Source organism: Ochrobactrum sp. AP1BH01-1 (assembly GCF_018066705.1).
Lineage (GTDB): Bacteria > Pseudomonadota > Alphaproteobacteria > Rhizobiales > Rhizobiaceae > Brucella.
The window spans coordinates 533,134-546,383 of sequence record NZ_JAGPOU010000004.1; the positions used below are offsets into that span (position 1 = coordinate 533,134).

Sequence of the window (13,250 nt, forward strand, 5' to 3'; positions counted from 1 at the left end):
TAACACAACTTCATAGAAAGAAAGAAACGTCACAAGCCTATGACATCAATACATGTTTAATGCGAATTAGCATTTACGCCTCGACCAGCTTTGCCCGGATCATGCCGCGCAGCGAATTGCCGACAAGGATGTTGCGCGCGTTTTTCAACGTTTCAACGGTAACGATACCCTCTTCAACGACATTGTCGTTCAGCAGCTCGCGTCGCAGCACACCGTCAAGAAGGCCACACGAAAGCGATGGGGTCATGCAGGCCGCGCCGCCGACATCCAGAAATATCGAGGTAATGGTTCCTTCGCAGACCTCGCCCCGGTCATTGAGCAGGATGACTTCGTCTATCTCTGCCGGTGAGTACTCCTCGCGAGCCGCGATATAGGCTTGCCGCCGCGTCGTCTTGTGGCGTAGCAGGGGATCGTTGTGATCGAGATGCGTGCGGGCAATCGCGATCCGCCAAACCGTTTGGGCTGGCAAGGGTTCGTAGGGAACGCTCGAGACATTGACGACCCCATCCGGAGCGAGCGTCAGCCGCAGTTTCAAAGCCTGTTCACCGGACCCGATTTCCGCAACCTTCTGCCGAATGGCTTCCATATTGCAGGCAAAGCCCAGTTCACGGGCGGAATTCTCAAGGCGCGCCATGTGCAGATCGAAGCGCAGAATGCCGGAGAGCGGTTCTGAGCGCATCGTTTCGATGAGTTGATAATCGGGTTCCATCGTCACGGCTTGCGCCCCGTGTGGCTCGACAGTGCCGCGAACCGTGCTTTCAGAAGACATTCCTCGTACTCCGCTTGCGCTGTGGAATCGAAGACCACACCGCCCCCGACATTGAAGATCGCACGATTTTCATCCAGAAGCGAGATCGTGCGGATGGCAACGTTGAAACGCATCCGTCCGCTTGGCTCGATCCAGCCGAGCGAGCCGCAATAGATGTCGCGCGGCCCGGTCTCCAGTCTACGCAAGATTTCCATGGCGCTGATCTTCGGCGCGCCTGTGATCGAGCCGCAAGGAAAAAGGGCGGCAAAAATTGAGCGCAGGGATAGGTTTTCCTTCAGTCTGGCCCGCACGCGGCTGATCATCTGATGGACGGTGGGATAGGTTTCGACGCGGAAGAGTTCCGGCACGTCGAGCGAACCTACTTCACTGACGAGCGAAATGTCGTTGCGCAGCAGGTCGACGATCATGCGGTTTTCGGCCTGGTTCTTCGGATCGTTCAGCAGGAACTGGCGGTTTTGCTCGTCTTCTTCAGGCGTCGCGCCACGCTGCATTGTGCCCTTCATCGGGTGGGTTTCGATCCATCCATCGCCATCGACCTCGAAGAAAAGTTCCGGCGAGCGCGACAGGATGACCGGCCCGCCCAGATTGCAATAGGTCGCATAGCGAACCGGCTGACGTTTCGCGAGCATGTTGAACAAGACCAGCGGATCGCCGCCCCATTCCGCGTGGACCGGAAAGGTGAGGTTGCCCTGATAGCAATCGCCCTCGCGTAAATGCTGGTGAAGCCGCTCGAAGCGTGGCGCATAGTCATCGAACGACCATTGCGCGAGCGGGTCGCGCAGAAAGGTGGCATTGTCTTCGCTGCGACCGTGCATCTGCTCATCGGAAGGGCCGTCGAAAACGCCGAAGCAGAGAAGCGGCGCATTGCGCCCCTCGGGCAGGAGCGTTTTCAGCTTGGGTTCGAGAAGATAGCCAGCTTCATAGGAAAGATAGCCCGCAAGCCACTTTCCGGCATTGTGGGCCTCTTGCAACGCATCCCATGCGGGTTCGAACTCGTCCGGCGTTTCGGCGCGGATGATCGATGAAGGGGCCGCGAAAAGCACATCGCGGCCCGCCTTGTCGTCTCGAAAGAGAATAAGCGGTTTGTTACCCGGCTGGGTCACAGGTTTGCTCAGTCTTCCATGGCTTCAAGTTCGTCGATAATGCCTTCGATCACCGACAGGCCCTTGCTCCAGAAATCCGGATCGCTCGCATCAAGGCCGAATGGCGCCAGCAATTCCTTGTGATGCTTGGTGCCGCCAGCCTTGAGCATATCGAAATACTTCTGCTGGAAGCCCTTTTCCGAGTTCTGGTAGACCGCATAGAGCGAGTTTACCAGGCAGTCGCCGAAAGCATAGGCATAGACATAGAACGGCGAGTGGATGAAATGCGGGATATAGGTCCAGAAGATCTCGTAGCCCGGATTGAGATTGACGGCATCGCCAAGGCTTTCGCGCTGCACATCCAACCAGATTTCGCCGATGCGTTCGGCAGTCAGTTCCCCCTCGCGCCGTTCGGTATGGACACGACGCTCGAACTGGTAGAAGGCGATCTGGCGCACGACCGTGTTGATCATGTCTTCGGCCTTCTGCGCCAGCATGGCCTTGCGTTCGCGCTTGTCCTTCGTGCGCTCCAGGAGCGAACGGAAGGTCAGCATTTCGCCGAACACGGATGCGGTTTCGGCAAGCGTCAGCGGCGTCGAAGCCATCAGCGCGCCCTGACCGCCTGCAAGAACCTGATGCACACCATGACCCAGCTCATGAGCCAGCGTCATCACATCGCGGGGCTTGCCCATATAGTTGAGCAGCACATATGGATGCACTGACGGCACGGTCGGATGCGCAAATGCGCCCGGCGCCTTGCCGGGACGAACCGGCGCATCGATCCAGTTCCTGTCGAAGAACTTCTTGGCGATCTCCGCCATTTCCGGCGCAAAATTGCCGTAGGCGGAGAGCACGGTTTCGCGTGCTTCGTCCCACGGGATCAGCGCCTGCGGCGTTTCCGGCAGCGGTGCGTTGCGGTCCCAGTTTTCAAGCTTCTCGAGGCCGAGCCACTTGGCTTTCAAGGCATAATAGCGGTGCGAAAGGCGTGGATATGCCTCTTCCACGGCCTTCGCCAGCGCATCCACCACATCCCGTTCGACGCGATTGGCGAGGTGGCGGCTATCGGCGATGTCCTGAAATCCGCGCCAGCGGTCGGAGATTTCCTTGTCCTTGGCGAGCGTGTTGGTGATCAGCGTGAATGTGCGCAGATTGGCTGCAAAAGTTTTGGCCAGCGCTTCCGATGCCTTCTTGCGCACAGCGCCATCGGCGTCCTGAAGCATGTTCAGGGTCGGCTCGATGCTGAGCTCCTCGCCGTCAATTTCAAAGCGAAGTCCCGACATGGTTTCATCGAAAAGCCGGTTCCAGGCGCTATAGCCGGTGATCGACTTTTCGTGGAAGAGCTGCTCCAGCTTGTCGTCGAGCTGGTACGGCTTGTCCAGCCGCAGATCGGTCAGCCACGGGCGGTAATGGCCGATGTCCGCATTGTCGTTCATTGCCTTTTCGAGAACTGCATCATCAATGCGGTTCAGTTCAAGGCCGAAAAAAATGAGATGCGTGCTGGCGTCTGTCAGCTTTTGCTGCATATCGCCGAAAAGCTTCATGCGCTTCGGGTCGGTCGTGTCGCCGTAATAATAGAGGCCAGCGAAAGAGCCGATACGGCCCATCAGTTCGTCCAGAGCCTCGAATTCCTTGATAGCATCGGCAAAAGTGCCGCCATTGGCTTTGGCCGCTTCGTCGCCCAGCTTGCCTTTCCAGCGTTCTTCGAAGGCCGCCGCATCCTTCATGGCCTTTTCAATGTCGCTTTTCAGTTCCGGGCCGTCGGCTGATGGATAAAGATCGCCCAGATTCCATTCCGGCAGATTGCCGAGATCCCCCTTTTCAGCAGCCGCCGCATCGCCGCCGGGCGCATGCAAGGCTTTGTTGAAGGAAACGGATTCTGAAAAGCGGGTCATGAACATTCTCCAAGAGCATTTCCAGCAAAAGTGCGAAGCGCCTACGCGGGGAAATCAGTTCACTGGACTGATTTCTTATCCCGCTTCGATGCGTCGGATAATGCGTACAAACAAAGAGATAGAGCGGCTCCACGATTCCGCGTTACCCGAAACCGCTCTATTAAGTTCCTTCTCGCACGTCTTGTCATGATCGCCAAGAGGTGGGAAAAGGGCTTCGATCATTTGTGATGGCTTGTCCGGCGTCGGGTGGCGGATAAGCAGATAGTCTGAAGCAAAAAGTGGATTCAGGATACAAATTTTGTGAAATGGGACACCGGGGCACATTTTAGTACCTTGCATTCGTTGAGAGCTTGGCACCAAATAACGCGCCTGGAATATGAGACATTTAAACTGTTTAGGTATTTCGGGCGTGGGAACTTCATAGGTAATGATAGCTGTTAATGGCCACGCGCATACTCATAGCGGATGACGATCCGATCCATCGACGCAATCTGGAAGCGATAGTCATGCGCATGGGCTATCGGACCATCCTGGCGGATGGCGGGGCCAGCGCACTCAGCTTCGTCAGCCAGCGTAAGGATATTGTCCTCATGCTGCTCGATCTGTCCATGCCGGATATGGATGGTCTGACCGTGTTGCGGCGCATGCGTGAAGCCGGAAACAGCGTCCCGGTTATCGTCCTCGTTCAAAACGATGATCTCCAGCCGGTTTTGCAGGCCATGAAAATGGGTGCGGTCGATTTCGTGACCAAGCCGGTCGCCTTCGAGCGCGTGCAGGTTTCCGTTTCCAATGTGCTGAAGATCGATGCGCTCACGCAGGAAATCCGCCGCGCGCGTTCCTCGTTGAAGGCCCATCTGACGCTTTCCGATATGGCGATCAAGAGTTCGGAAATGGAGCGGGTCAGCATTCTGGCACGCCGGGCTTCGGCGCTGGATGCGCCGCTTCTGATCGAAGGAGAACCCGGTAGCGGCAAGGAGACACTGGCGCGCGCCATTTGCAGCGGCAGCGTCCGTTGGCGTGGCCCGTTCGTGACAGTCGATTGTCGCACCCTGACGGTGGATAATGCCGACGAAGTTTTTTTCGGCGTTTCGACAGCGCGCCGCGACCGTCGCGATGGCGATACTCTACGCAGCCTAGGAAAGCTTGCGGAAGCCGATGGCGGTACGCTTTTCCTTGACGAAGTCGGTGCGCTGCCGCGCCACACACAGATCAAGCTCTTTGCCGCGATGCAGTCCGGTCAGTTCGAAACCGGGGGCGAGCGCACGCTTTCCAATGCGCGCATCATGGCGTCGAACAGCCGTCCGCTGGCCGATCTCGTCGACATGGGGCGCTTTCATGCCGGGCTTTACCATCTGCTTGGTTCCTTTGCCATAGCCATGCCGCCCTTGCGCAATCGTCCGGAAGATATCCCGATCCTTCTGCATCAGTTCATGATGCGCTATGTCAGCGAGGAGCGGATGGGACATATCGCCGGTATCACCACCCACGCGCTGGAAAAGCTGAAGGCGTATCATTGGCCCGGCAATGTGCGGGAACTGAAAAATGCAGTTTACCGTGCTGTGATCCTCTGCGACACTGGCGAGCTGACAGCGGGTGATTTCGCGCAGATAGGTGCGGGCAGCGAGGCTATCAGGTCCGCACAGCAATCCGCCCGGTTCAACCTTGTCGATCAGGATTCAGGCGTGACTTCGACCGGTCTGTTCAGTGGAATAGACGGGACGGGCGAGGTTCGCACGCTTGCCGCAGCCGAGGAGGAAATGATCCGGTTCGCGATCGCTCATTACGACGGACAGATCAGCGAAGTTGCCCGGCGTCTGGGTATCGGAAGAACCACGCTTTACCGCAAGCTGAAGGAATATGGCATCGATGTGGCGTCGATTTCCGGCAAGGGATCGGGTGTCGATGAAGAGGCGGATATCACCCCTTTCAACCGTATCGCGGGCTGACAAATTCCACCTAACATATTGAATTTTAGTCATTTATAATAGATATGCTGTCGGTCCTCGCAGGTACTGTTGCGAATTAAAGACTGTTAATAATTTTTTAACCATGGCGAAAATAGATGCACGTGTGTGGCTTTTTTGCCATGGTGTTTCCTCATTTGTTGTTCACTAAGCGTCCATTAACCATTAAATCCGACAATCGGAGTTCGAGCGGAACTGGGACGCAGGCTTTTTGTGGCACCACAAAGAAAGCCCCGAGGGAAGCCTGGAGAATGCCTCTGGGGGCGGAAAACGGTAAGGCGATACGATTCGATGAACAGCATATCGACCATTAAAGCGCGCTTTGCGAAGGTTTGGACCGGAATAAAGGCCAGGATGAAGGTATCTGCGTCCGTTCCGTCTGCCCTTGCCGTCGCTGCGGTTGTCCTGGCGCTGTCTCCTTCGCAGGCTTCGGCTGAAACCCGCTCTCTCAAGCTTTATTACGTTCATACCGGCGAAAAGGCGGAAATCGTCTTCAAGAGAAACGGTCGCTTCGATGCGCAGGGTTTGAAGAAGCTCAACGTTTTTCTGCGTGACTGGCGCCGCAACGAGCCGACCAAGATGGACCCGCGCCTGTTCGATCTGATCTGGCAGGTTTATCGCTCCACCGGTTCGAGCCAGTATATCACCGTTGTCTCCGCTTATCGTTCCCCGGCAACCAATGCCATGCTGCGTTCGCGTTCCGCCAACACCGGCGTTGCCAAGAAGAGCCAGCACATGCTTGGCCGCGCGATGGACTTCTACATTCCCGGCGTTCCCCTGGCCAAGCTGCGCGGCATCGGCATGCGCTATCAGATCGGCGGCGTCGGCTATTATCCGCGTTCCGGCTCGCCTTTCGTCCATATGGATGTCGGCAATGTCCGCTCCTGGCCGCGCATGAGCCGCCGCGAGCTGCTCGCGCTGTTCCCGGACGGCAAAACCGCTCACCTTCCGGCGGACGGCAAGCCATTGCCCGGTTATGAGCAGGCACTGGCCATGATCGAAAAGCGCAAGGCTGGTGGCGGCGAGATCATGGTGGCCAGCAATTCCTCGCCTCGTCGCAGCAAGAGTCTGTTCGGCGCGTTGTTTGGCGGTGGTGGCGCCGACGAAGAAGAAGAAAGCGGCGGTGAGGTGAGCGCTCCACCGGCGTCCGCACGTCCTGCCCGCGCAGTGCCTGCGCGTCAGGCTCCGGCGGTTCCGGAAGAGCCGGTCCAGCAGCCGCGTGAAACGATGGTTGCCGCCTTGCCTGCCCGCGAGGCTCCGGTGCCGATGCAGGCGCCTCGTCCGGAAGCCGGGCTTGATGCCCAGGCGCAGGCCGCCACGGAAGTTCCGGTGGCCGCGCTCAATGTTCCGATTCCGGCCCGCAAACCGGCAATGGCGCCGCAGGATGCCCTGGCGCTCGCCGCAGCCGCACCTGCCGCCGATGCTGCCGCCGCCGCCCGCGCTGCGGTGGATGCAAACACGGTTCAGGTTGCCGATGCCGGCACGCCTTCGCCGCTGATGAACGGTTTTGTGCCGGTGCCATCGGCTCGCCCGCAGCTTGAAACGGATAATATGCAGCTTGCCGCCGCAGTGATCCCGTCAGCACGTCCGACGCGTCCAGGCGAAAAACCTGCCGCAAGCGGCCAGGATGCGATTGCCGCGCTGGTCAACAGCGAGCAGGCCGAGCCGACACAAGTCGCCGAGGCTGGCAATGTTGACGTGCCGCAGCCGGGTGAAACGGCAGCTTTCCCGCTGCCGAAGGAAGCACCGCGCGCCAATACACAGCTTGCCCTGCTTTCCAAGAAGGACGAGATCGGCGAGCTGATTGCACCGCCTTCCGACGATTATTATGACAACAAGCCTGTGGCAGACGCTGCGCCGAAACAGGCTCCGGCAGCCGTGCAGACGGCTTCGGTGGCCCGCACGGCGCCAGCCAAGCCGACGGCCAGGGCTTCAGCCGCCGCCCATAAGCAGGTTGCAGCGATCGGCATGGCGGCGGAAACAGGCGTTCGCACCACTGCAAAGGGCGGACGCTACATTGCCAAGACCCAATCCAAGCCGCGCGCGGTCGTCCAGCCCGCTGTAATGCCGACTTCGGAAGTCGCGCTGTCGACGGAATCCGTTTCCAGCACTGTGCCAGTCACAAACCCGGTTCTCCGCAACGACGCCCTGCGTTCCGCGCCAGCCATGGTCTACACGGCAGGTTTCCAGCGCGGCAATCTGCCGACCGAACGCGCCAACCAGTTCAGCGGCAATGCCGTGACCTTCCTGACCGTGGCCAAGTTCACGGAAACCAACTGATCGCCGGTCAGATCAAAATAAATCAAAAGAAAAGGGGCCCCGAAGGCCCCTTTTTATATTCCCATTTGGGCTCGCTCAGCCTTTCAGTCCGGCTGCTTCGCTCGCAAGCTTCGTGATAGCGTCCCAATCACCTGCCTCAACCAGTTCCTTCGGCGCAACCCAAGAGCCGCCGACGCAAACAACATTCGGCAGCGAGAGGTAATTTTTGGCATTGGCAAGGCTGATGCCGCCCGTCGGGCAGAAGAACGTTCCGGCAAGCGGCGAGGAGAGCGCCTTCAGGAACGATGCGCCGCCTGCCTGTTCAGCCGGGAAGAATTTCAGGTGGGTGTAATCTTCCTCGCGCAGCGCCAGCATCTCGCTCGGCGTAATCGCGGCGGGCAAAAGCGGCACGTCGCTGTCGTTGGCGGCGGCAACGATATATTTCGTAGCGCCGGGGCTTACGATGAAGCGCGAACCCGCCTTCGCCGCATCCTCATACTGCTTGGCGTTGAGGATCGTACCGGCGCCGACGATTGCTTCCGGCACTTCAGACGCGACGGCACGGATAGCGTCGAGCGCAGCTGCGGTGCGCAAGGTGATCTCGATGGCGGGCAATCCACCCTTGGCAAGCGCACGCGCCAGGGGAACAGCATGTTCCACCTTGTCGATCAACAGAACCGGAATGACCGGCTGGCCTGTCATGATGGGAACGAGAAGATCGGTTTTCTGGGTCATCGGCTTGCTCGGCTGTTTGAGTGGATAAATCGATTTAAATCCCTGTCGGCGGTTTGTCCACCGCCGAAAGGTACTTGTTCATGCGGCTCTTTTAAGAGTGTCGAGCTGTTTTTGCCAGCGCTGATAGGCATCGGCCATGCGCTTGTCATATTCGTTGCGGGCAAATGCAGGGCCATTATAGCGTCGGGCGAATTCCCGCCAGTTGCGGGTTTTGAGAACCTCAAGAAGCTCTGCTTTTTCGATAAAGCGTAGCATCAGCCGCGCTTGTCCGGCTACCGATTGGCGTGCTTCCGCGACAAAGTCCTCGATGGTTGGGTAGCCAAGCCATTCCCAATGCGCACCCATGACCTGCCCCAGCCCCCAGGAGGTGGATTCAAGCGCCGCCTTCTTGTTCAACCCCATCGCTCGCTCAAGCAGGAGCCAGCGTTCGCCTTGCGATTTCGGATTGCGTATGCGGCCTGCAACCGGCGCCGACAGGCCGTTGCTCCTCGCATAATCGCGCAAGCGTCCGGAAAGCCTGCGGTCGAAATAATGCCCCTCGAACCGGATGGCCGGTTCCTTGCCGCCGTTAACGTCATAGAGCGCGCGACCGCCGCTCTCCACCTCCGCAATCGCCAGCAAAGCCGCCGGATCAATGTTTGCTTCATTCGCCATCACTGTCAGGGCTGCAATCGTCTGGCTGTCGAACATGTACTGCTCCTCAAAAATTGGACTTCAAGCCTGATTTTGAGGTGACTTCGCCGCATGAGGATAAAGTTGACTTGAATTCGCCGTTTGCGGGGATTAGTTGCGGGATGAATTTTCAAAGAAGACTGGACCGATGAGCAATTTGCCTTTCACCGTTGCCGCCCTTTATTGCTTTGCGCCGCTACCGCAATATGAGAGCCTGCGCGAGCCGCTGGCTCAGCTTTGCTGCTCGAATGGCATCAAGGGAACGTTGCTTCTGGCGGCGGAAGGCATTAACGGGACGGTCGCAGGCACTGCCGAGGCGATTGAAAAGCTCGTGCAGCACATCACGGCCATCCCCGGTCTGGCGCAGCCCGAACTCAAATATTCCCATGCGAGCGAAATGCCGTTCCACCGCATGAAGGTGCGTCTGAAGCGCGAGATCGTCACCATGGGTGTCGAGGGTATCGATCCGCTGAAAAGCGTCGGCACCTATGTCGCGCCGCAGGATTGGAACGCGCTCATTGCCGATGAGAACACCGTCGTGGTCGACACGCGCAACGATTATGAATATGCCATCGGCACTTTCGAGGGGGCGATCGATCCGCAAACCAAGACTTTTCGTGAATTTCCCGAATGGGTCGAGCAGAACCGCGACAGGTTGGAAGGCAAGAAGATTGCCATGTTCTGCACGGGTGGCATTCGCTGCGAAAAGGCAACGGCCTTCGTCAAGGGACTGGGCTTCGAGGACGTCTTCCATCTCAAGGGAGGCATCCTGAAATATCTGGAGGAAGTGCCGCGCGAGGAAAGCATGTGGAATGGCGAATGCTTCGTGTTCGATGAGCGCGTGGCGGTTGGCCATGGCCTTGCTGAAAGCGATGTGGAACTTTGCCGCGCCTGCCGCCGTCCGATTTCGCCGGAAGACAAGCTTTCGCAGTTTTTCGAGGAGGGCGTTTCCTGTGCCGGTTGCTATGACGAACGTTCGCCGGAAGATCGCGCCCGTTATGCGGAGCGCCAGAAGCAGGTGAAGCTTGCCGAGAAGCGCGGGGCGCATAAGCATATCGGCAGTTGAGCGGAACAGTTCCTTTGCCGCAGGCCCGTGGGCTAGCCAAACAAATCTACTCGCACTATGGTAAGCTCGATTCTGGAACGATCTGAATTCGTTGTGGAATTTTGGGCGGCTTTTGCATGGACGCCCGTGTATCAAGGGTCTGACGGCATCCGGGTCGCGTTTGCCTCCATCACACCCATCATCGCAAGTCAGGGCATGGGAAATCTCCGATGCCCGAGCAGAAACAGCGCCGGTTTTCCGGCGGATGATGGTTTGCCTGCTGTTGCAGGCGATATGGAGGATATTCATGAAGAAACTTATCGCCGCATTTCTCATCACCGTTGCTGCGGGCGCTGCCTCGGTCGCTCATGCTGCCGAGAAGGTAACGGTCTTTGCCGCCGCCAGCATGAAGGATGTTATCGAAGAAGCCGCCAGGCAGATGAAGGCCAAGGATGGCACGGAGATCGTGGCTTCCTTCGCGTCCTCGTCGGTTCTGGCCAAGCAGATCGAGCAGGGCGCACCGGCGCAGATTTTCATTTCCGCCGATCTCGACTGGATGGATTATGTCGAAAAGGCCGAGGCCATCGACAAGGCTTCGCGCAAGGTGATCGCCGGCAATGCGCTGGTGATCGCAACCCAGAAGGAGACGCCGAAAGGCGAGGCCAAGGAGCTTTTGAGCGCCGGCCGTTTCGCCATGGGCGATCCGTCCAATGTTCCGGCAGGCAAGTATGGCAAGGCAGCGCTTGAAAAGCTCGGTATCTGGAAAGATGTCGAAAAGAACGCGGTCTTTGCCGAGAATGTGCGCGTTGCGCTGCAATATGTCAGTCGCGCCGAGGTGAAGGCGGCTATCGTCTATGCATCGGACCGTGCCGCAGCGCCGGAACTGATCGAAGCCTATCGCTTCCCGGCATCGAGCCACGCACCGATCCTCTATCCGGCAGCGCTCGTTGCAAAGAACGAAACCGATGCCGCCAAGGCTTTCCTCGCTTTCCTTGAAAGCGATGCCGGTCAGGCGATCATCAAGGACAAGGGCTTTGTGGGCGCTGCGGAGGCGGCTCAGTAAAATGATCGAAGGCAATCTCTGGTATATCGTCCTGCTGTCGCTCCGGGTTGCCGGAATAGCCATCATCGTCGCTCTGCCGGTTGCTTTTGTCGTTGCATGGCTTCTTGCCCGGTTCAACTTTCCGGGCAAGTCGCTGGCGCAGGCCATCGTCACCATGCCGCTGGTTCTGCCCCCGGTGGTGACGGGCTATCTGCTTCTGATCCTGTTTGGTGCGCGTGGAGCGTTTGGTGCTCCGTTGCAGGAGTGGTTCGGCATTTCCTTTTCCTTTCGATGGACGGGCGCTGCCCTTGCTGCCGGCGTGATGGCTTTTCCGCTGCTCGTTCGCCCGATCAGGCTTTCAATAGAGGGACTGGATCGCGGGTTGGAGGAAGCGGCGCGAACGCTTGGAGCCAACCGGCTCACGGCCTTTTTCACTGTCATCCTGCCGCCGCTGCTGCCGGGCGTGCTTGCGGGCGGGGTGCTGGGCTTTGCCAAGGCGCTGGGCGAGTTCGGCGCCACGATCACCTTCGTGTCCAACATTCCGGGCGAAACGCAGACGCTTTCGCTTGCCATCTATGCCCTGATGCAGACCCCATCCGGTGACGCGGAAGCCTTCCGGCTCATTGCCATATCCGCAGCCATCTCAATTATTGCCGTGGTGCTCTCCGAATGGCTACAGCGCAGGCTTGCAGGAGCGGCAAAATGAGCGGACTTTCCGTTTCGATTGAAGGACGCAATGGCAAATTCGCTGTCGAGGCCGATTTTGCCGCCGACTGGGGCGTGACCGCTTTGTTCGGCCATTCAGGCGCGGGCAAGACGACTTTGTTGAAAATGATTGCCGGAACGCTCCGCCCGGAGAGCGGACGCATTGCTGTGGGCAATTTCACGCTGTTCGATGCGGAAAAAGGCATAAACCTGCCGCCGGAAAAGCGCCGGATCGGCTATGTTTTTCAGGAAGCACGGCTTTTCCCGCATATGAACGTCAAGCGCAACCTGACTTATGCGCGCTGGGCAGGACATAGACAGGCTACCCGCAGCTTTGATGAGGTGGTGGCGCTGCTCGGCATCGATCATCTTCTTGACAGGCGGCCATCGACGCTTTCGGGTGGCGAGCGCCAGCGTGTCGCCATCGGGCGCGCGCTTCTGTCCGATCCCGCGCTGCTTTTGCTGGACGAACCGCTTTCCTCACTCGACCATGCACGCAGGCAGGAAATATTACCCTTTATCGAACGTCTTCGCGATGAAAGTCATGTGCCGATCGTCTATGTGAGCCATGAAATCGATGAAGTCGCCCGGCTTGCCGACCAGATCGTGCTTCTATCCGCTGGCCGGGTGACGGCGAGCGGGGCGGCGACGGATGTGTTTCCGCTGATCGACGCCGAGGGCGAGGGCGGCGGTGTGCTGCTGGAAGGGCTGGTTTCGTCCTACGACGAGCGCTACAAGCTGGCGGAAATCGATCTTGGCGGCGCATCGTTCCAGCTCAGCGATGCAGGGCTGAAACAGGGTATGCATGTGCGGCTGCGCGTGCGCGCGCGTGACGTCTCCATTGCGCGCAAGGCGCCGGAAGCGATCAGCATCCGCAATGTTCTGCCGGTTACAGTGACGGCCATCACGACCGATGACGGCCCCAACGCCTATGTTTCGCTGGACTTTCAAGGGCGTCGTCTTGGCGCACGGCTGACGCGACGCTCAGTCGACGAACTTGCGCTGCAATCGGGTGACCGTGTGGTGGCGCTGGTGAAGGCGGTTTCGGTGGACCGGGCGGCAATTCGGGAAAAATGACGCGGGAA

Annotated in this window: 11 protein-coding genes; 6 read left to right on the top strand and 5 right to left on the bottom strand. The window is 58.6% G+C overall.

All coding sequences use genetic code 11. The features are described 5' to 3' along the window. Positions 1 to 73: 73 nt before the first annotated feature. From J9800_RS17375 to J9800_RS17385, 3 genes are read right to left on the bottom strand one after another with little or no spacing between them, the layout of a single operon-like run. A complete protein-coding gene (locus J9800_RS17375) occupies positions 74 to 769 on the bottom strand; it encodes an aminotransferase class IV family protein (protein ID WP_114216604.1) in 696 nt (231 codons plus the stop codon). Next, complete coding sequence (locus tag J9800_RS17380; RefSeq protein ID WP_114216451.1) at positions 712 to 1,872, bottom strand: aminodeoxychorismate synthase component I; 1,161 nt, start codon at positions 1,870 to 1,872, stop codon at positions 712 to 714. Before J9800_RS17380 ends, J9800_RS17375 begins: the two co-directional genes overlap by 58 nt. Positions 1,873 to 1,880: 8 nt before the next feature. Next, positions 1,881 to 3,743, bottom strand: a complete 1,863-nt coding sequence (locus J9800_RS17385) for a M3 family oligoendopeptidase (protein ID WP_210845896.1) — start codon at positions 3,741 to 3,743, stop codon at positions 1,881 to 1,883. A gap of 440 nt (positions 3,744 to 4,183) precedes the next feature. Here J9800_RS17385 and J9800_RS17390 point away from each other — a divergent pair, with 440 nt between their 5' ends. Then, positions 4,184 to 5,689 carry a sigma-54-dependent transcriptional regulator gene (locus J9800_RS17390; RefSeq protein WP_114216448.1) on the top strand — a complete coding sequence of 502 codons (1,506 nt, stop codon included), beginning with the start codon at positions 4,184 to 4,186 and terminating at the stop codon, positions 5,687 to 5,689. Positions 5,690 to 5,998: 309 nt separating this feature from the next. Beyond that, on the top strand, positions 5,999 to 7,987 hold the full coding sequence (locus J9800_RS17395; protein ID WP_114216447.1) for a peptidoglycan L,D-endopeptidase MepK: 1,989 nt from the start codon (positions 5,999 to 6,001) through the stop codon (positions 7,985 to 7,987). A gap of 75 nt (positions 7,988 to 8,062) precedes the next feature. Here the strand turns inward: J9800_RS17395 and J9800_RS17400 are convergent, their stop codons facing one another. Both J9800_RS17400 and J9800_RS17405 read right to left on the bottom strand, forming a co-directional pair. Beyond that, positions 8,063 to 8,701: a 2-dehydro-3-deoxy-phosphogluconate aldolase gene (locus J9800_RS17400; protein ID WP_114216446.1), complete on the bottom strand. Its 639-nt coding sequence runs from the start codon at positions 8,699 to 8,701 to the stop codon at positions 8,063 to 8,065. Positions 8,702 to 8,779: 78 nt separating this feature from the next. Continuing rightward, positions 8,780 to 9,391, bottom strand: a complete 612-nt coding sequence (locus J9800_RS17405) for an N-acetylmuramidase family protein (protein WP_114216445.1) — start codon at positions 9,389 to 9,391, stop codon at positions 8,780 to 8,782. 130 nt (positions 9,392 to 9,521) lie between these two features. On the opposite strand from J9800_RS17405, the gene trhO reads away from it, so the two are divergent. The 4 genes from trhO to modC all read left to right on the top strand — a co-directional run bounded on the left by trhO (position 9,522) and on the right by modC (position 13,242). Continuing rightward, complete coding sequence (trhO, locus tag J9800_RS17410; RefSeq protein ID WP_114216444.1) at positions 9,522 to 10,439, top strand: oxygen-dependent tRNA uridine(34) hydroxylase TrhO; 918 nt, start codon at positions 9,522 to 9,524, stop codon at positions 10,437 to 10,439. Between the two features lie 286 nt (positions 10,440 to 10,725). Further along, positions 10,726 to 11,481, top strand: coding sequence for a molybdate ABC transporter substrate-binding protein (gene modA / locus J9800_RS17415; protein ID WP_114216443.1), 756 nt, complete (start codon positions 10,726 to 10,728; stop codon positions 11,479 to 11,481). Position 11,482: 1 nt separating this feature from the next. Beyond that, positions 11,483 to 12,166 (top strand): molybdate ABC transporter permease subunit, encoded by a 684-nt coding sequence (gene modB / locus J9800_RS17420; protein WP_114216442.1) that lies wholly within the window; start codon positions 11,483 to 11,485, stop codon positions 12,164 to 12,166. Continuing rightward, positions 12,163 to 13,242 carry a molybdenum ABC transporter ATP-binding protein gene (gene modC / locus J9800_RS17425; RefSeq protein WP_114216441.1) on the top strand — a complete coding sequence of 360 codons (1,080 nt, stop codon included), beginning with the start codon at positions 12,163 to 12,165 and terminating at the stop codon, positions 13,240 to 13,242. The genes modB and modC overlap by 4 nt, the downstream gene beginning before the upstream one ends. Positions 13,243 to 13,250 lie beyond the last annotated feature (8 nt).